Source organism: Streptomyces sp. NPDC030143, assembly GCF_055573695.1.
In genome coordinates, this window is record NZ_JBVIAY010000005.1 from 143,297 (window position 1) to 161,147 (window position 17,851).

Annotated in this window: 15 protein-coding genes; 10 read left to right on the plus strand and 5 right to left on the minus strand. The window is 73.0% G+C overall.

What is annotated here, in order from left to right; translation table 11 throughout:
- Window positions 1-29: 29 nt before the first annotated feature.
- From aztC to aztB, 3 genes are read right to left on the minus strand one after another with little or no spacing between them, the layout of a single operon-like run.
- Window positions 30-989, minus strand: a complete 960-nt coding sequence (gene aztC, locus ACZ4YY_RS11210) for a zinc ABC transporter substrate-binding protein AztC (protein ID WP_468286951.1) — start codon at window positions 987-989, stop codon at window positions 30-32.
- On the minus strand, window positions 986-2,215 hold the full coding sequence (locus tag ACZ4YY_RS11215; protein ID WP_468286954.1) for a hypothetical protein: 1,230 nt from the start codon (window positions 2,213-2,215) through the stop codon (window positions 986-988). The genes aztC and ACZ4YY_RS11215 overlap by 4 nt, the downstream gene beginning before the upstream one ends.
- Before the next feature lie 20 nt (window positions 2,216-2,235).
- Entirely contained in the window at window positions 2,236-3,093 is an 858-nt protein-coding gene (aztB, locus tag ACZ4YY_RS11220) for a zinc ABC transporter permease AztB (RefSeq protein WP_468286957.1), read from the minus strand.
- A 14-nt stretch (window positions 3,094-3,107) separates the two neighbouring features.
- Here aztB and aztA point away from each other — a divergent pair, with 14 nt between their 5' ends.
- The 4 genes from aztA to ACZ4YY_RS11240 all read left to right on the plus strand — a co-directional run bounded on the left by aztA (window position 3,108) and on the right by ACZ4YY_RS11240 (window position 6,077).
- Window positions 3,108-3,851 carry a zinc ABC transporter ATP-binding protein AztA gene (aztA, locus tag ACZ4YY_RS11225; protein ID WP_468286960.1) on the plus strand — a complete coding sequence of 248 codons (744 nt, stop codon included), beginning with the start codon at window positions 3,108-3,110 and terminating at the stop codon, window positions 3,849-3,851.
- 798 nt (window positions 3,852-4,649) lie between these two features.
- On the plus strand, window positions 4,650-5,069 hold the full coding sequence (gene panD / locus ACZ4YY_RS11230; protein ID WP_468286962.1) for an aspartate 1-decarboxylase: 420 nt from the start codon (window positions 4,650-4,652) through the stop codon (window positions 5,067-5,069).
- Between the two features lie 22 nt (window positions 5,070-5,091).
- Complete coding sequence (locus ACZ4YY_RS11235; protein WP_468286965.1) at window positions 5,092-5,439, plus strand: GNAT family N-acetyltransferase; 348 nt, start codon at window positions 5,092-5,094, stop codon at window positions 5,437-5,439.
- Entirely contained in the window at window positions 5,439-6,077 is a 639-nt protein-coding gene (locus tag ACZ4YY_RS11240; RefSeq protein WP_468286967.1) for an aspartate/glutamate racemase family protein, read from the plus strand. The genes ACZ4YY_RS11235 and ACZ4YY_RS11240 overlap by 1 nt, the downstream gene beginning before the upstream one ends.
- A gap of 884 nt (window positions 6,078-6,961) precedes the next feature.
- Here ACZ4YY_RS11240 and gndA read toward each other — a convergent pair.
- Window positions 6,962-8,401 (minus strand): NADP-dependent phosphogluconate dehydrogenase, encoded by a 1,440-nt coding sequence (gndA, locus tag ACZ4YY_RS11245; RefSeq protein WP_468286970.1) that lies wholly within the window; start codon window positions 8,399-8,401, stop codon window positions 6,962-6,964.
- A gap of 290 nt (window positions 8,402-8,691) precedes the next feature.
- Here gndA and ACZ4YY_RS11250 point away from each other — a divergent pair, with 290 nt between their 5' ends.
- A complete protein-coding gene (locus tag ACZ4YY_RS11250) occupies window positions 8,692-9,945 on the plus strand; it encodes a transglycosylase family protein (RefSeq protein WP_468286972.1) in 1,254 nt (417 codons plus the stop codon).
- On the opposite strand, the gene ACZ4YY_RS11255 is transcribed toward ACZ4YY_RS11250, so the two are convergent.
- Complete coding sequence (locus ACZ4YY_RS11255; RefSeq protein ID WP_468286974.1) at window positions 9,935-11,170, minus strand: DMT family transporter; 1,236 nt, start codon at window positions 11,168-11,170, stop codon at window positions 9,935-9,937. The two genes, ACZ4YY_RS11250 and ACZ4YY_RS11255, sit on opposite strands and share 11 nt — an antisense overlap.
- A gap of 228 nt (window positions 11,171-11,398) precedes the next feature.
- Between ACZ4YY_RS11255 and ACZ4YY_RS11260 the strand changes: the two genes are divergently transcribed.
- The 5 genes from ACZ4YY_RS11260 (at window position 11,399) to ACZ4YY_RS11280 (ending at window position 17,639) form a co-directional block, all read left to right on the plus strand.
- Window positions 11,399-12,145 carry a (2Fe-2S)-binding protein gene (locus ACZ4YY_RS11260; protein ID WP_468286977.1) on the plus strand — a complete coding sequence of 249 codons (747 nt, stop codon included), beginning with the start codon at window positions 11,399-11,401 and terminating at the stop codon, window positions 12,143-12,145.
- 38 nt (window positions 12,146-12,183) lie between these two features.
- Window positions 12,184-13,347 carry a glycogen synthase gene (gene glgA, locus ACZ4YY_RS11265; RefSeq protein WP_468286982.1) on the plus strand — a complete coding sequence of 388 codons (1,164 nt, stop codon included), beginning with the start codon at window positions 12,184-12,186 and terminating at the stop codon, window positions 13,345-13,347.
- A gap of 51 nt (window positions 13,348-13,398) precedes the next feature.
- Entirely contained in the window at window positions 13,399-14,619 is a 1,221-nt protein-coding gene (gene glgC / locus ACZ4YY_RS11270) for a glucose-1-phosphate adenylyltransferase (RefSeq protein WP_468286986.1), read from the plus strand.
- A 102-nt stretch (window positions 14,620-14,721) separates the two neighbouring features.
- The gene (locus ACZ4YY_RS11275; RefSeq protein ID WP_468286989.1) at window positions 14,722-16,044 is read left to right on the plus strand and encodes a wax ester/triacylglycerol synthase family O-acyltransferase; all 1,323 of its coding nucleotides are present in this window, start codon (window positions 14,722-14,724) and stop codon (window positions 16,042-16,044) included.
- Between the two features lie 101 nt (window positions 16,045-16,145).
- Window positions 16,146-17,639: an SDR family NAD(P)-dependent oxidoreductase gene (locus ACZ4YY_RS11280; protein WP_468286991.1), complete on the plus strand. Its 1,494-nt coding sequence runs from the start codon at window positions 16,146-16,148 to the stop codon at window positions 17,637-17,639.
- The last annotated feature ends 212 nt before the right edge of the window (window positions 17,640-17,851 follow it).

Sequence of the window (17,851 nt, forward strand, 5' to 3'; positions counted from 1 at the left end):
GCCAGGGCTCATGTGCGGGGCGGGCTGGTTCAGGCGCCGGTCAGGCCGTCGGTCATGGCGGTGGTGTTGGCGCGCATCATCTGCAGGTAGGTGCCGGCACCCTCGCCCTTTTCGGTCAGCGATTCGGAGTAGAGCTCGATGACGCGCACGCCGCCGCCCAGTTCGGTGCGCAGGACCTCGGCCAGCCGCTTGGGCTGGGAGGAGTCGGCGAATACGGTCCGGACTCCTGCCTTGCGCATGGCCTGGGTGAGGGAGCGCAGGTCGGAGGAGCTGGGTGAGGCCAGCGTCGTACCGCTCGGGATCACCGCGCCGATCACCCGGAAGCCGAAGCGTTCGGCGAGGTAGCCGAAGACGTGGTGGTTGGTCACCAACGCGCGCCGATGTTCGGGTATGCGGTCGAAGGACTTCTCCATCGAGGTGGTGAGGTCGTCGAGTTGCGCGTCGTAGCGTTCGGCGTTGGCGCGGATCGTCTGCTTGTCCACGCCGTCCACGTGCTCGACAACCTGGTCGGCGATCAGACGGGCGGCCTTGCGGACGCGGTCGGGGTCGGTCCAGAAGTGCGGGTCGGGCTGCCCGGCGTCCTCCTCGGGGCCGCCGTCGTCATGCGCCTGGAAGGTGAGCGGGTCGACCGCCTTGCCGGCCTCGAAGGTGGCCACCCCTGCCTCGCGGGCGGCGTCCACGTGCCGCAATACGTTCTCCTCCAGGCCCAGCCCGTTGAAGACCACCAGGTCGGCGCGCTCCAGGTCGGCGGCCTGCACGGCGGACAGGCCGAAGGAGTGCGGGTCGGCGTTCGGCTTCATCAGCACGGTGACGTCGGCTTCGTCGCCGATGATCTGCTGGGTGATGTCGCCCAGGATGTTGGTCGTCACGACCACCCGGGGCCGGTCGTCGCTGCTCGTACAGCCGGTGCCGGCACCGGCCAGGGCGAGGGTGAGCAGGACCAGCAGGAGGGTGCGGGGCCGCCGCGAGCCTCGCGTCCTTGTGGTCATCGTCCGGTCTCCACCATCAGGGCCGGCTTGATGTCCAGGTCGAAGGTGCGGGCGAGGCGCAGGTTGTCGTTGTAGTCGACCTCGTACACGCGTTTTCCCTTGGGGTCGTTGAGGTAGGCGCGGCTGCGGTCGACCTCGATGACCGGTCCCGCGTTCGCGTCGGTACGGGTCTCGGGGGCCCCCGTCAGAAGCGGCTTCGTCCTGGAGACCTGCTTGCCGGTGGCGATGTCGTAGCCGTGGAGTGCTCCGTCGGTCTCCAGGACGATCAGGACGGAGCCCTCGCCTGCGGTGTTGGCGGAGACGACGGGCCCGGTCCTGGTTCGTGTCCACATGCGCTCGGTGACGTCCAGGACCCACACGGCCCGGCTTCCGGCCGGCGACGTGAGCGTGTCGCTGCCGGGCCGGTGCCGGAAGGCCCTGGCCCGTTCCGCTTCGGGTACGTCGCTGCCGTACGGGATCTTCTGGGCGGTGAATTCGCCGTCGGCTTCACGGACGAGCAGAGCGCCGTCGGCGCAGCCGAGGACGACTCCGCGCCGGGTGACGGCGTCGCCCCGCGCCTCCTCGCACCGGGCGTCCGGCGACGCGCCCCGCCGGCCCTCGCGGTCGTACACCGCGACCTTCCCGTCGTCCGTGACGCCCAGCAGGTGCTCCGCGTACGGCACGACAGCTCCCGCGTGCGTCCCGGGAAGCGTGCGGGCGGAGCCGACCTTGCCCTTCTCCAGATCGGCCCGGCGGTAGATCCGGGCGCGGCCGTCCTCGTCGGTCACCGCGGTCACGGCGGCGTCGCTGCGGACCTCGGTGCCCGGGCCTGCGGGCAGCCGGCCCACGTCACGTATCGCCGCGCGGTAGTAGTGGACGTGGTCGCCGTGGTCCACCATCCAGGCGCCGCCGTCGAGCACGTGGGTTCCGTCCGCGGTGTGGAAGTAGCCGAAGCGGCCGTCGGTGGTGAGTTCGGTGGTGCCCGTCGTCCGGGACACCTTGTGTGTCTTCCCGGTGATGAGATCGAGGACCGCGGTGTCGCCGGTGGCCGGGTCGTTGAGCAGCAGCCGCGACTGCTGCTCGGCCTTCTCCTGGGCCCCCTCGACGTAGCCGTGCGGGGCGGAGGCCGAGGCGGTGGCCCGCGGGGCGGAGGCGGTGTCGTCGTGGCTCGCGCAACTCGTGGTGAGCAGGGAGATCGCCACGAGCGCGGTGGGCGCCCAGGGTATGACGCTTCTTCGGACGTGCAAAGGGATCGCCTCAGGTTCTTTCAGTCGGTCGCTGTGGCGTGAGCGCCGAGAAGGCGCGCACGGCGGCGGTGCCGGAGAGCGGATGCCAGATGTGAGAGGAAGAACAGGCTCACCGCGAGGGCCGAGATGGTCGCGCCGGCCGCGGTGCTCAGGTGCCAGGACAGCAGCAGGCCGCCGAAGGTGGCGGTGATGCCGAGGAGCGCCGCGAGGGCCATGACACCCCGCACGCTGCGCGCCCAGGGCAGCGCTGCGGCCGGCGGGGCGATGAGCAGGCCGAGCACCAGCAGCGTGCCCACGATGTGGAAGGAGGCCACGATGGCCAGCGCCAGCAAGCCGAGCAACACGGCGTGGGCCAGACGGGGCCGCAGGCCGAGCGTCTGGGCCTTGCGCGAGTCGAAGGCCAGGGCGAGGAAGGCCCGGTGACCGAGGACCGCGACGGCCAGTGCCAGCAGCAGCGCCACCCCCAGCAGCACCAGATCCTGCTCGCGGACGGCGAGGACGTCACCGAAGAGGAACCCGGTCAGGTCGACGGCGAAGGACTGAGACCGCGACACGATGATCACACCCAGCGACAGCATCCCCACGAACAGCAGTCCGATACCCGTGTCCTGAGACAGCCGCGGGGTGCGGCCGAGGGCCGTGACGCCGACGGTCATGACGGCCGCGCTCAGCAGCGCCCCCACCAGCAGGTTGCCGCCGAACAGCGCGGCGAGCGCGACACCGGGCAGCAGCCCGTGCGACATGGCGTCCCCGAGGAAGGCCATTCCCCTGAGCACCACCCAGGTGCCGGCCAGAGCGCAGATCGCCGACACCAGCATTCCGCCCCACAGCGCCCTCTGCACGAAGGTCACCTCGAAGGGACCCGTCAACCAATCCATGTAAACGAACTATAATGAAAACCATGTTCAAATCACAGGGCCCCTCTCCCGTCGTCGCCGAGATCCGGACGCCCCGGGTCCGCTTCACAGAGCTCTCCGCTGGATACCCCGGCCGCCCTGTTCTGCGTCAACTCGACGCCGAGATACCGGGGTTGGCGATCACGGCGCTCGTCGGCCCGAACGGCAGCGGGAAGTCCACCCTGCTCGGAGTCATGGCCGGAGTGATCCAACCCACATCGGGCCGACTCCACCACTCCGGCGACCGGCCGCCGGCGTTCGTCCCCCAGCGCAGTGCCGTCACTGACGCACTGCCGCTCACGGTCAGGCGGACAGTGGAGATGGGACGCTGGAGCGACCGCGGGCCGTGGCGCCGACTGACCCGGCAGGACCGCGCCACCGTGGACCAGTCCATGGAGAGGCTCGGCATCACCGACCTCGCCACCCGCCAACTCGGAGAACTCTCCGGCGGGCAGCGGCAACGCGTCCTGATCGCCCAAGGACTCGCCCAGGAGTCGGACCTGCTCCTCCTGGACGAACCGACCACCGGCCTGGACCCCGAAGCGAGGGACCGGATCGCCGCACTGCTGACGGAGCTGGTCACCGACGGCAAAACCGTCGTCCAGGCCACCCACGACCTGGAAGCCGCACGCTCGGCGGACGCGTGCCTCCTGCTCCGCGACGGTCAGCTGGCGGGGCAGGGGCACCCCGAACAACTTCTCACCGCCTCGACGCTCGCCCGGATCTGGCAACCGGTGTGAGGCGACGCCCCTCTTCGGTGGGCGGTGAGGTCGGTCAACGTCAGCTGTTCGTCGAGGCCTTCGGGGGCCCAGGCGCGGGTGGCGGCCGTGCTCGCGGCCCCGTACTCCGGTCTGGTGCGCACACGCCGAGTACTGGCCGAAGAACGGCGACCCGGTCCCCGCGCGTGTTCGGCAGGCACGCACCCGAGTGCGCACGGCGTGTCCCGTACGCAGTACTCGCGGATCGACGCGGTCTACGGGCTCATGCTCGTCACTTCGGCGCTGAAGTTCCTCGACGTCGAGCTGAAGCGGTAGGGCGAGCGGCACGATGCCGAACCGTCGCCTTGAGCCCGCCTGTCAGCCTCTTCGCCCACCGAGTTGTCCACCGCCTTGAGTGACCCCCGGAACACCGCCGCGACATCCTTGCGAACCGGCCCACCACAAACGCGGTCACCGCCCGTAATCGAAGAGGTTCCTGCGCCGACGGCGACAACTGCCGCGTGGCGCCCACCAGCTCCCTCAGCGGCCGATACATCGCACTTGCGTGCTGAGAGGCCCGCCCATTCATCTGATGCATCATCAGGTAACGCGGCAGCTGATCGGCATCAGTGCCTGAACATTCCGAAACGGCTGTCCTGACAGATGCCGGATCAGTGCTGCCACGGCAGCCGGGCTCTCGTAAAAGTGCAGGCAGAGAGCCTTGTCGCAGAGTCAGCCGATGTTCCTCGACACCTTCGAGTTCGACGCGTGCCCGTGTACAGTGAGCGACGCCCCTGACCTGCAGAAAGCTGGCAGGGAGCCGTCTTTCGGGAGTCCAACATGCTGCGCACCATGTTCAAGTCCAAGATCCACCGTGCCACCGTCACCCAGGCCGACCTGCACTACGTCGGCTCCGTGACCATCGACGCCGATCTGCTCGACGCCGCCGATCTGTTGCCCGGTGAACTCGTCCACATCGTGGACATCACCAACGGGGCCCGGCTGGAGACGTACGTCATCGAGGGGGAGCGCGGGTCGGGCGTCGTCGGCATCAACGGAGCCGCCGCCCACCTCGTCCACCCCGGGGATCTTGTGATCATCATCAGTTACGCTCAGGTCACCGACGCCGAGGCGCGGGCGCTGCGGCCGAAGGTCGTGCACGTGGACGGCGACAACCGGATCGTGGCCCTGGGCAGCGACCCCTCGGAGCCGGTGCCGGGCTCCGACCAGGAGCGCAGCCCGCAGGCGGTGTCCGCCTGACCGACGTACCAGGAGCGAGCCCATGAGCGACTTCGACATCCGCGACGACCGGGCGGTCGGCCGCCTCGAGGCCGTCGGCGACGGCGGTGACGTCGTGGGCCGCATCGAGTACTTCGTGCTGGAGTCGCCCGGGCGCGCCCTCGTCCCGGTGCACACCGTCGTCGAACCGGCCCACGAGGGCCGGGGTATCGCCGGTTCCCTGGCGCGCGAGCTGTACGGCATCTCCGCGCGCGAGGGGATCCCCGTCGCGCCGCTGTGCCCGTACGTCGTGAAGTGGGCCGCGCGCCACCCCGAGGAGGCGCCGGCCGCCGACCCCGACCTGCTGGGCGCCGCCAAGGACTGGCTTCGCGCGCACCCGGGCCGGTTCTGATGACGGCGCTCGCCCTGCTGCACACCTCACCCGCCCACGTTCCGGTCTTCGACGCCCTGCGCGACGCCCACCACCCGGACCTGGAGCTGCGGCACGTCGTCGACGCCGAGTTGCTGGCCCGGGCGCGCCGGCACGGCCCCGACGCGGTCGCGGACGACGTCCGCGCCCTCCTGGATCGCGCCGTCGCCGAAGGAGCGGGGGCCGTGCTGTGCACCTGTTCCACGCTCGGAGCGGTGGCCGAGGCGACCCGGGCGCCCGTCCCGGTGCTGCGGGTCGACCGGCCGATGGCCGCCGCCGCGGTGGCCGAGGGCCCGCGCGTCGTCGTTCTGGCCACGGTCGCGAGCACCTTCGGCCCGACCACCGAGCTGCTGGAGGAGGAGGCCGCCCGCGCGGGCCGCACCGTCACCGTCCGCCCGGTCCTCGTCGACGACGCCTGGGACCGCTTCGAGACGGGCGACACGGACGCCTGTGCCCGCCTGGTCGCCGCCGCGGCCGACGCCGTCCGCGACGCCGACGCGATCGTCCTCGCCCAGGCCTCCATGACGCCCGCCCAGGACCACGTCCGCACCGGGGTGCCGGTGCTGTCGAGCCCCCGCCCGGGTCTGGCGGCGGGTGCGCGGGCGGCGCGCCGCGGCTGACTCCGCCGGCGCACGGGCCCGGCCGGGCGCACGCGCGAGCGCACAGGCCCGAGCGGCGCACCCGCTGCCACCACCGGGTGACTGTCCGCGCCGGACCCGGGTACGCGGGGGAGTAGTCCAGAGCCACGCTTCACCACTGGCCGGAGGACCTGATGACCAACCCGTACCCCGACCCCGTGCAACCCCCGCCGACGCCGGGTCCGGATCCGTACCCCACCCCGGTGCCGCCCCCCGAGCCGCCTCCGGGTCCCGACCCGACCCCGCCGCCGTCGCCGCCCGGTCCCGACCCGACCCCCTCGCCCGGCCCGACCCCGCCGGCCCCACCGCACCCGGGTCCGCCGCCGGACCCCTCCCCGTCCCCCATCCCCCCGGGACCGGAACCCGCCCCGAACCCGGAGCCGGGCCCTCCGCTCACCTGACCCACGTGGACGAGCGGAAAGAGGACGAGCAGCGGTGGGCGGCCGGGAGTGCCGCCCACCGTCGGTCCGCCCGCCCTCCTGCCCCGCCGGCGCTTCGTCCGCCGGCCGGTCCGCCGGGACGCCACCGCGCCGCCGACCGGTCCGCCGGGACGCCACCGCACGCCGGCCGGCCCGGCGTGCGGCACCGTCAACGCGGTCCCCGGTGTGGGAGGGCATCGTCGCCTTCTGCCCGCCGCCCTGCCCGGCGGCCGTGTGCGGGACCACCCCTCGCCCCGCCCCCCCGGCCGGCCGTCGGGAATGCGGCACTCCACGGCACGGAGGACCGCGCTCGGCCCGCGCGCGCTCGGCCCGCGCGCGACCGGGCCGCACTCGGCCCGAGGCGCGAGCCGCCCACTCGAGCCGACCCGAGCCGGACCCGAGCCGAGTTGATCCCTCCGGCCGGGTCCTTGACCGGACCCCGCTCCGCTACGCCTCGACCTCCGACCGGTCCCCGCCCCACAACGTGTGGAAGGCCCCTTCCCGGTCCACCCTGCGGTACGTGTGCGCCCCGAAGAAGTCCCGCTGCCCCTGCGTGAGCGCCGCGGGCAGCCGCTCGGCGCGCAGCGCGTCGTAGTAGGCGAGCGCCGCCGCGAAGCCCGGGGTCGGGACGCCCTGGAGCGTCGCCGACACCAGCACCTCGCGCCAGGAGTCCTGCGCGTCGCCGATCTCCCGGGCGAACGTCTCGTCCGACAGCAGGCTCGGCAGGTCCGGGCGGGCGTCGTACGCGGCGCGGATACGGTCGAGGAAGGCCGCGCGGATGATGCAGCCGCCGCGCCAGATCGCCGACACCGCGCCGAGGTCGATGTCCCAGCCGTACTCCTCACTGCCGGCGGCGATCTCGTGGAAGCCCTGGGTGTACGACACGATCTTCGAGGCGTACAGCGCCTGCTCCACCCGGTCGGCGAAAGTCTGTGCCTCCGCCCGGTCCAGCGGGGACGGCTTCGGCCCGGGCAGCCCGCCGGAGGCCTTCCGCAGTGCCGCGTGGCCGGACAGCGACCGGGCGAACACCGCCTCCGCGATGCCCGACACCGGTACGCCGAGGTCCAGCGCGATCTGCACGGTCCAGCGACCGGTGCCCTTCTGTTCGGCCCGGTCCACGACGACGTCCACGAACGGCCCGTCCGTCGCCGCGTCCACGTGCGACAGCACCTCGGCGGTGATCTCGATCAGGTACGAGTCGAGCCGGCCGGTGTTCCAGGTGCGGAAGATGTCCGCGATCTCGGCGGGGGAGTAGCCGGCCACGTCCCGCAGCAACTGGTACGCCTCGCCGATCAGCTGCATGTCGGCGTACTCGATGCCGTTGTGCACCATCTTCACGAAGTGCCCGGCGCCGTCCGGACCCACGTGCGTCACGCAGGGCGAGCCGTCCGCCGCCTTCGCGGAGATCCTCTCCAGCATCGGACCGAGCGAGGCGTACGACTCCGGGGAGCCGCCCGGCATGACGCTCGGCCCGTGCAGCGCGCCCTCCTCGCCGCCCGAGATGCCCGTGCCGACGAAGTGGATGCCCCGCTCGCGCAGCTCGCGCTCCCGGCGCCGGGTGTCCGCGAAATGCGCGTTGCCACCGTCGATGATCATGTCTCCCGACTCCAGGAGCGGGGCGAACTCCTTGATCACCGCGTCCGTCGGCTCACCCGCCTTCACCATGATCACCAGCCGGCGGGGCCGTTCCAGCGCCGCCACGAACTCCTCGGCGGTCTCCGCCGCCACGAAGTCGCCCTCGTGACCGAACTCCTCCACCAGGGCGTGCGTGCGCGACGCCGTCCGGTTGTGCACCGCGACCGTGTAACCGTTGCGCGCGAAGTTGCGGGCGAGATTGCGGCCCATCACCGCGAGTCCCGTGACGCCGATCTGGGCTGAAGTGCTCATACGGTGTTGCTCCTCAAGGATCCTGTGCTCGTGGAGTGCGGTACTGGTCCGCCGGTGTCGTCCGTGCCGCCGCGGTCGGAACCGGAACCGGTGTCGTCCCGCCGACCATCCTTGCGCGCCGGTGCGTCGGCCGCACGTAGGCGGCACCGGGTCGCGTGCCCCGGCGCAGCGGGTGCGCAACCGGTGTGCCACCCGCTTCAGTTGAGCCAGGGCGGCCGATAGTCGCCTTGTCACGGCCTGTTAGCAGCCCTTACTTTTGCCCCTCCTGACGCATGTCGAGGGGGACCTCCATGGCCGTACGCGGCCGGCACCGCCGGTATCAGCCCAACAGGATCAACCGTGCCTCACTCACCGTCACGGCGGGCGGCGCCGGCATGGCGATTCCGCTGATCGGAGCCGGGGCCGCCCAGGCTGCCGACGTGGACACCTGGGAGAAGGTGGCCGCGTGCGAGTCGAGCAACGACTGGAACATCAACACCGGCAACGGCTATTACGGTGGCCTCCAGTTCACCCAGTCCACCTGGGAGGCGTACGGCGGCACGAGATACGCGCCCCGCGCCGACCTCGCCACCAAGGACCAGCAGATAGCCGTCGCCGAGAAGGTGCTGGACGGCCAGGGGCCGGGTGCCTGGCCCGCCTGCTCGGTGCGGGCCGGACTGACCCGGGGCGGTGACACGCCCGACGTCCACCCGTCCGGGCAGTCCTCGGGCCGGCAGGCCGCACAGAAGACCGAGAAGAAGGCCGAGGCGAAGTCCGCGCGGACCACGCTCAAGGACGTGCAGCCGCAGAGCACGCCCCAGTCGCGCGCCGGCACCGCCGAGATGTACACCGTCGTCCGCGGCGACACCCTCTCCGGGATCGCCGACGAGCAGGACGTGAGGGGCGGCTGGCAGCGCCTGTACGCCGCCAACCGCACCATCATCGGCAGCGACCCCGACCTGATCGTGCCGGGTCAGAGGCTGAACGTGCGCGCCCAGGCGGCCCCGTCCACCGCCCCGGCCCCGGGCGGCTCCGGATCCCGGTCGGAGAAGGCCGGCTCCGGCTCGCGGTCGCAGAAGGCCGGCTCCGACGCCTCCCGGCAGTCCGGCCGCAAGGCCACCGACACCTCCCGGCAGTCCGGCCGCAAGGCCACCGAGACCCGTGGCCTCGTCGCGCCGGTCAGCGCCGACGCGGGCACGGCCTACCACGCGCGGGGTTCGTCCTGGTCGAAGGGCTACCACACGGGCGTCGACTTCCCGGTGCCCACCGGCACCTCGGTGAAGGCCGTCGCCTCGGGCGAGGTCGTGACCGCGGGCTGGGGCGGCTCCTTCGGCTACCAGGTCGTCATCCGGCACGCCGACGGCCGCTACTCGCAGTACGCGCACCTGTCGGCCATCTCCGTCCGGGACGGTCAGTCGGTCGGCGCCGGCCAGCGCATCGGCCGCTCCGGCTCCACCGGCAACAGCTCGGGCCCGCATCTGCACTTCGAGGTGCGGACGGGGCCCGGCTTCGGCAGCGACATCGACCCGCTGGCCTACCTGCGGGCCGGCGGCGTCAGGATTTGACGCGCACCCGGTGCCGGTCGAGGGCCGGCACCGGGTCGAACAACCTCTCCGCGACCCCGGACACCTCGGTGCGGGCCGCCGGTACGAGGGCCACCGCGTCGATGCCGGCGAGTTCGTCGATCGCGTCGACCCCGGTGAGTTCGTCGATCCCGGTGAGTTCGTCGAGGCCGTCCATCCGGTCCGTCCCGCGGATCCCGTCCGGCGCACCGCTTCGCGCGAGCCCGCCGGTCCCGGCCGTCCCGACGGTCGCGTCGACCCCGTCCGGCGCGCCGACACCGTGGAGGCCGTCGATCTTCTCCAATAGCTCCGCGGCGGTCGCCGGGGTGACCGTCTTCGCAGGGGCCGCGGCCGCTCCGGCCGCCGAGGCCGCCGTCTTCGCAGGGGCCGGAGCGTGTGTCTCCCGCAGGCGCTCGGTCGTCAGCAGGATCAGGCCGCCCGCCGCCACCACCCCGCACCCCAGCGCGAGGACGGTGCCCGTGGTGCCGTAGCGGAACGTCTCGCCGAACATCGTGATCCCGACCGCCGCCGCCACCACCGGGTTCACCACGGTCAGCGTGGCCAGCGGAGCCGCGAGACCGCCGCTGCGGTAGGAGGCCTGCGACAGCAGCATGCCTGCCGTGGCCAGGACCCCGATCACCGCGAGGGAGGGCACGTCGGCCGCCGACACACCGCCGGTCCAGTCGACCGCGACGGTCTTGGTGAACACCGACGACATGCCGAAGGCCACACCGGACGCGGTCGCCAGCAGCATGCTGCGTACCGCGGGGTGCCGGTGCGCGGCCCGTCCGGCGATCGTCAGCGCCACCACCGCGCCGGCCGTGACCACGGCCGCGGCCACCCGCTGCGGGGTGTTCAGCGACTGCGCGTCGGCGGCACCGACCAGCGACAGCAGACCCGCCAGGCCGATCGTCGCCATGATCGCGCCCCGCCAGGCCGTCGCCCCGGCCCTGCGGCCGACGAACAGCGCCGCCATGGGCAGCGCCACCACGATGGTCAGCGCGCCCAGCGGCTGCACCAGACTGAGGGGGCCGTACGCCAGCGCCACCACGTGGAGCACACCGCCGAGACCGTTCAGCGCCACCGCCGCCCACCAGCCCGGCCGCCGCAGCGGCGCGTACTGCTCGCCCGGCGAGGACACCGCGACCTGCTCCTGCACGATCGCCCCCGCCGCGTAGGCGACGGCGGACACGAGGGACAGAAGCACGGACAACGCGAGGGCGCTCATGAGCTGCTCCTCTGCGGGAGGCGGGCGCGTCGGGCCCGGCGCGGCGAGCGGTCGGCTTTCATGGGGAACACATTGCCCTGTCGATCTGTTCCCCGTCGTCGTCCCTGAGCACCGATCGGGTCCTACTGCCGATGGAGTACGACGGTCCCGCCGTCCTCCCCAGGGTGGGGGCGGTCTCGGGGATCCCCCCGACCGCCGCCCCCGGCTCCCCTGGTACTACTGCCCGTCGTGGACCTCGACCCCGACCTCGCCGCGCTCCGCCCGCTCGGCGGCTTCTTCGCCCTGCGCACGACACCGCCCCCGGCCGCGTCGCTCCCGCCCCCGCCGACCCTCGCCGACGCCTACGCGAACCGGCCGTCCGAGCCGTACGGCGAACCCCTGGCCTTCCGCGTCCGCAAGGTGTCCGGCGCGCTGCGCGCCCCCGAGACGCGCGTCGCCGCGTCGGTGGCGCACCAGGGGCTCGCGGCACGGCTGTGGTCGGTGACGCTCGGCTGCGCCGCCCTGTACGGCGCCGTCCCCGACACGGATCCGCGGCTGCTGCGCTGGAACCCGGACGGCAGCGCCCCCGACGACCTGTGGCTGACGCGGGTCCGCCCCCTGCCCGGCGACACGACGACCCTGGCCGACACCGTCCTGCACGGTCACCTCGCCCCCCTGGCGGCGGCCCTGCGCGCCCGCCACCCGGTCGCGCCGGGCCTGCTGCGGGGCAACGCCGCCTCGGCCCTGGCCGGCGCCGCCCGGCTGCTGGAGCGGTGGGCGCACGCCCACGGCCGCCCCGACGCCGCCGACCGGGCCCGCACCCTCACCGCGGAGCTGCTCACCCACCCGCTGCTCGCCGGCACCGGCACCCTCACGGGGACGGCGTTCCGGCGCCGCAGTTGCTGCCTCTACTACCGGGTGCCCGGCGGGGGCGTCTGCGGCGACTGCTGCCTCGTTCGGCCCCCGCGCTCTTCCCCCCGCGCCCCGTCTGGGTGACCATGAAGGAACCGGCCGCGGAGAATGGGGGGTTCCGGGTGCGAGTGGGACTGCTGACCCGGGAGTATCCCCCGGACGTGTACGGCGGTGCGGGGGTCCACGTCGAATTCCTCGCCCGCGAACTGCGCCAGCTGGTCGACCTGGAGGTGCACTGCTGGGGCGAGGTGTCCTCGGCGGACCGGACGGCCGGCGTCCTGCGCCACCGCCCCTGGTCCGCCCTCGACGGCGCCAACGACGCGCTGCGCACCTTCTCCGTCGACCTCGCCATGGCCGCCGCGCTCCAGGGCCGCGAACTGGTCCACTCGCACACTTGGTACGCCAACCTCGCCGGCCACCTCGCCAAGGAGCTCCACGGCGTCCCGCACGTGCTGACCGCCCACTCGCTGGAGCCCCTGCGCCCCTGGAAGGCCGAGCAGCTCGGCGGCGGGTACGCCCTGTCGAGCTGGGCCGAGCGGACCGCCGTCGAGGCCGCCGACGCGGTGATCGCCGTCTCCGGCGCGATGCGCGAGGACATCCTGGCCTGCTATCCGAACCTCGCCCCGGAGCGGGTCCACGTCGTGCACAACGGCATCGACACGACCCTTTACCGGCCCGACCACGGCACCGACGCCCTCGCCCGGATCGGCCTCGACCCGTCCCGGCCGTACGTGCTGTTCGTCGGGCGCATCACCCGCCAGAAGGGCGTTCCGCACCTGTTGCGCGCCGTGCGGGACATCGACCCGGCCGCGCAGGTCGTCCTGTGCGCGGGCGCCCCCGACACGCCCGAGATCGACCGCGAGTTCCGTGAGCTGTTCGAGGAGCTCGGCCGGGCCCGGGACGGCGTGCACTGGATCCCGCGAATGCTGCCGCGCCCGGAGGTCGTCCAACTCCTCACCCACGCCGCGGTGTTCGTCTGCCCCTCGGTGTACGAACCCCTCGGCATCGTCAACCTGGAGGCGATGGCGTGCGGCACGCCCGTCGTGGCCTCGCGGGTCGGCGGCATCCCCGAGGTCGTGGAGGACGGCGAGACGGGGGTGCTGGTCACCGTGGACGAGGACTTCGAGGCCGGTCTCGCGCGGGCGCTCGACTCGGTCCTCGGCGATCCGCGGGCCGGCCGCCGCATGGGCGAGGCCGGACGGGCCCGCGCGGTCGCGGAGTTCGGCTGGGACGCGGTGGCCCGGCGCACGGTCCGGCTGTACGAGGAGATCGTCAAACAGGCGTAGGGCGCCCCGTGCGGGGAAGTCATGGTGTCAACCAGGGTGAGGGGAGCGGCCATGCGTCGTGGAGGGCCTTCGGTTCTCGGGATCGTGCTGGCGGGCGGTGAGGGCAAGCGCCTGATGCCCCTCACGACGGACCGGGCGAAACCAGCGGTCACCTTCGGCGGCACGTACCGGCTCGTCGACTTCGTCCTGTCCAACCTCGTCAACGCCGACATCCTGCGCATCTGCGTCCTGACGCAGTACAAGTCGCACTCGCTGGACCGGCACATCACCACCACGTGGCGGATGTCCAGCCTGCTCGGCAACTACGTCACCCCGGTGCCGGCCCAGCAGCGGCTCGGCCCGCGCTGGTACCTCGGCAGCGCCGACGCGATACTGCAGTCGCTGAACCTGGTCCACGACGAACAGCCGGAGTACGTGGCGGTGTTCGGTGCCGACCATGTCTACCGTATGGACCCGCGGCAGATGCTCACCCAGCACATCGACAGCGGGGCGGGCGTGACGGTGGCCGGGATCCGCGTGCCGCGCGCCGAGTCGTCGTCCTTCGGGGTGATCACGCCGGGCTCGGACGGGCAGATCGTGGAGCGGTTCCTGGAGAAGCCCGCCGACCCGCCCGGCCTCGCCGACGACCCGGAGACCGTGTTCGCCTCGATGGGCAACTACCTCTTCACCACCAAGGCCCTCATCGAGGCGCTCCAGCGCGACGCCGAGGACGAGTCCTCCGTCCACGACATGGGCGGCTCGATCCTGCCCCAGCTCACCCGGCGCGGCGAGGCGCAGCTCTACGACTTCAGCGACAACCACGTGCCCGGCGAGACCAGCCGCGACCAGGGCTACTGGCGCGACGTCGGCACGCTCGACGCGTACTACGACGCCCACATGGACCTGATCGCCGAGCGTCCGGCCTTCAACCTGTACAACCGGAGCTGGCCCATCTACACCCACTCCAACCAGCTCTCCCCGGCCCGTTTCAACGCGGGCGGCATCGCCGGCGAGTCGATCATCAGCGCGGGCTGCCTCATCCGCGGGCAGGTCACCCGCTCCGTGCTGTCGCCGGGGGTGGTGGTCGATCCGGGGGCGGTCGTGCAGGGCTCGATCCTGCACGACAACGTCCACATCGGGCGGGGCGCGGTGGTGCGCGGAGCGGTCCTGGACAAGAACGTCCAGGTGCCGCCGGGTGCGACCATCGGGGTGAATCCGGAGCGCGACGCGGAGCTGTACACGGTGTCCCCGGGCGGGGTGATCGCCCTGGGAAAGGGCCAGCAGGTGCCGTGAACTTAATCCAGCGTTAACTGTGCGTAGCGCGACCGTCCTTGACCGTAATCGCTCGCGGCGCTTGACTGGCTGACCCATCCGCCGTCGACGCGAGGCAGGCCCGTGACCCCTGACGATCTGCTGGCACCCCTGGACCTGGCCTTCTGGAACATCGAGTCCCCCGAGCACCCCATGCACCTCGGCGCGCTCGGTGTCTTCGCCGCGCCCTCGCCGACCGCGGCCGCGCACGCCGCGGACCTGCTCGCCGCGCGGGCGGCCGCCGTGACCGGCCTGCGCATGCGGATCCGGGACGTCTGGCAGCCGCTCTCCTTCGGGGGCGCGGTGCGCGAGGCCGACCCACACTTCGACCCCCTGCACCATGTGCGGCTGCACCCTCCCGCCGCCGACTTCCAGAGCGTGGCCGGCCGGCTCATGGAGCGCCCGCTGGAGCGCGGCCGCCCGCCGTGGGAGGCCCACGTCCTGCCGGGGGAGGGGGGCGACGGCTTCGCCGTGCTGTTCAAGTTCCACCACGCCCTCGCCGACGGCCTGCGCGCGCTGATGCTGGCCGCGGCCGTCCTCGACCCCATGGACCTGCCCGAGCGCCGGCCCCGTCCCGCCGAGCCGGCCCGCGACCACCGGCCCGACGCGCGCCGGCTCCCGCACCGGCTGCTGGGGGCCCTCACCCATGTGGGCCGCGCCCTCGACATCGGCGCCTCCGTCGCCGTCCACACCCTCGCCAAGCGGTCCAGCGCCGCCCTCACCGCCGCTCCGACCGGCACCCGGCGCACCGCCGGCGTGGCCGTCGACCTCGACGACGTGCACCGCGTCCGCAAGGTCGTCGGCGGCACGGTCAACGACGTGCTCATCGCGGTCGTCGCCGGCGCCCTGCGCCGCTGGCTCGACGAGCGCGGCGACGGCAGCGCGGGCGTCGCCCCGCGCGCGCTGATCCCCGTCTCCCAGCGCCGCCCCCGCACCGCCCACCCGCAGGGCAACCGCCTCTCCGGGTACCTGGTGCGGCTGCCCGTCGACGACCCCGACCCGGTCGGCCGGCTGGGCAGCGTGCGCGCCGCCATGAACCGCAACAAGGACGCCGGGCCGGGCCGGGGCGCCGGCGCCGTCGCCCTGCTCGCCGACCACGTCCCCGCCCTCGGCCACCGGATCGGCGGGCCCCTGGCCGGCCAGGCCGCGCGGCTCTGGTTCGACATCCTGGTGACCAGCGTGCCCCTGCCGAGCCTCGGCATGAAGCTCGGTGGGAACCCGCTCACCGAGGTCTATCCCTACGCCCCGCTCGCCCACGGCCAGTCCCTGGCCGTCGCGATCTCCACCTACCGCGGCAGGGTCCACTTCGGCCTGGTCGCCGACGCCGAGGCCGTCCGGGACCTGGACCGATTGGCGCGGGCGCTGTCCGAGGAGGTGGAGACGCTCATCACGGCCTGCGACTGCTGACCCGATCGGGTTTGGTGGAGGGGCCCAGCGCTCCGTAGACTTCCGCGTTCGAAAGCGGACGCGGTCGGAGCGCCGCACGGGTGAGCAGGGAACGCAGCGCGATGACGGTGACTAGTGACGGCTCGGCGTCCGTCGACGAGGTGGTCTACGGGCCGGGTATCGACCCCGAGCGCCTGGCCGTCTGCCTCGGCGTGCTCGAGGAGCTCGACAAGCTGGAGGTCGACCACCCCGACGCGATCGCGGTGCGCCGCGCCACCGCCGGCGTCTACCGCATGGTCAAGCAGCGCCGCCGCCAGGAGCGCCGGGCCGCCAAGACCGCGCACGACAAGGCGGTCACCGAGGCCACCGCGACCGGCTCCGCGCAGCGCATCGACGACGAGACCGAGGGCATCCTCCCCTCGTCGGTGACGGAGGAGGGCAAGATCGCGGGGATACTCCAGCGCCCGCGCTCCTGCTACACCTGCAAGACCCGGTACGTCGAGGTCGACTACTTCTACCACCAGCTCTGTCCGGACTGCGCCCGTCTGAACCGCGCCAAGCGCGACGCCCGCGCCGACCTCACCGGCAAGCGCGCCCTGCTCACCGGCGGCCGCGCCAAGATCGGCATGTACATCGCCCTGCGGCTGCTGCGCGACGGCGCCCACACGACGATCACCACGCGCTTCCCCAAGGACGCCATCCGCCGCTTCAAGGCCATGGACGACTCGGCGGACTGGCTGCACCGCCTGGAGGTCGTCGGCATCGACCTGCGCGACCCGGCGCAGGCCGTGGCCCTCGCCGACCAGGTCGCCGAGGCGGGCCCCCTCGACATCCTCGTCAACAACGCGACGCAGACCGTGCGCCGCCTGCCCTCGGCCTATGCCGCCCTGGTCGACGGCGAGAGCGCCCCGCTGCCCGCCGGTGAACTCCCCGCCCACCACGTCATCGGCGCCTTCAACTCCGGCGCCGTCGACGGACTGGCCGCGCTGCCGCTCGGCACCAGCGGCCTCGACGCGCAGAAGGTCGCCGACCTCGCCCTGGTGGCGGGCAACGCCAGCGTCGCCCGCCACCTCGACGGCACGGCCATCGACGCCGGCGGCCTGGTCCCCGACGTCGTCGAGACCAACACCTGGGTGCAGACCATCGAGCAGATCTCTCCGGTGGAGCTCCTCGAGACCCAGCTGTGCAACTACACGGCACCGTTCATCCTGATCAGCGCGTTGCGGCCGGCGATGGCCGAGGCCGCGCGCAGGGCGGCGAGCGGGCGCGCGTACGTCGTGAACGTCTCGGCCATGGAGGGTGTCTTCGGCCGCGGCTACAAGGGCGCGGGCCACCCGAACACGAACGCCGCCAAGGCCGCGATGAACATGGTCACGCGGACCAGCGCCCAGGAGATGTTCCAGACCGACGGGATTCTGATGACCTCCGTCGACACCGGCTGGATCACCGACGAGCGCCCGCACTTCGACAAGCTGCGCCTGGCCGAGGAGGGCTTCCACGCCCCCCTCGACCTGGTCGACGGCGCCGCCCGGGTCTACGACCCGATCGTGCGCGGCGAGGTCGGCGAGGACGTGTACGGCGTCTTCCTGAAGGACTACGCGCCGGGCAAGTGGTAGCGGCCGCGCGCGGGGCGTCGGCCGTCCTCGCGGGCCGCCGACGGGCCGTCAGCCGACCGCTCCCGGACGGGAGCTCCTCGCCGCCGCCAGCTCCAGTACCGTACGCCGGTCCTCCAGCACCCCCGCGTCGAACACGGCGGCCCGGGCCTCCTGTGCCGCCTGGCGCAGGCTGAGGGGTCCTCGCGCTGTGCCCGCCTGGGCCGCGCGGCCTG

What these genes read in the sequence shown, in the direction of transcription:
- aztC (WP_468286951.1), bottom strand. Translation starts at nt 989, where the DNA reads ATGACCACAAGGACGCGAGGCTCGCGGCGGCCCCGCACCCTCCTGCTG.
- ACZ4YY_RS11280 (WP_468286991.1), top strand. Translation starts at nt 16,146, where the DNA reads ATGACGGTGACTAGTGACGGCTCGGCGTCCGTCGACGAGGTGGTCTAC.
- ACZ4YY_RS11240 (WP_468286967.1), top strand. Translation starts at nt 5,439, where the DNA reads ATGACGGCGCTCGCCCTGCTGCACACCTCACCCGCCCACGTTCCGGTC.
- aztA (WP_468286960.1), top strand. Translation starts at nt 3,108, where the DNA reads ATGAAAACCATGTTCAAATCACAGGGCCCCTCTCCCGTCGTCGCCGAG.
- panD (WP_468286962.1), top strand. Translation starts at nt 4,650, where the DNA reads ATGCTGCGCACCATGTTCAAGTCCAAGATCCACCGTGCCACCGTCACC.
- aztB (WP_468286957.1), bottom strand. Translation starts at nt 3,093, where the DNA reads ATGGATTGGTTGACGGGTCCCTTCGAGGTGACCTTCGTGCAGAGGGCG.
- ACZ4YY_RS11255 (WP_468286974.1), bottom strand. Translation starts at nt 11,170, where the DNA reads ATGAGCGCCCTCGCGTTGTCCGTGCTTCTGTCCCTCGTGTCCGCCGTC.
- glgC (WP_468286986.1), top strand. Translation starts at nt 13,399, where the DNA reads ATGCGTCGTGGAGGGCCTTCGGTTCTCGGGATCGTGCTGGCGGGCGGT.
- ACZ4YY_RS11235 (WP_468286965.1), top strand. Translation starts at nt 5,092, where the DNA reads ATGAGCGACTTCGACATCCGCGACGACCGGGCGGTCGGCCGCCTCGAG.
- gndA (WP_468286970.1), bottom strand. Translation starts at nt 8,401, where the DNA reads ATGAGCACTTCAGCCCAGATCGGCGTCACGGGACTCGCGGTGATGGGC.
- ACZ4YY_RS11250 (WP_468286972.1), top strand. Translation starts at nt 8,692, where the DNA reads ATGGCCGTACGCGGCCGGCACCGCCGGTATCAGCCCAACAGGATCAAC.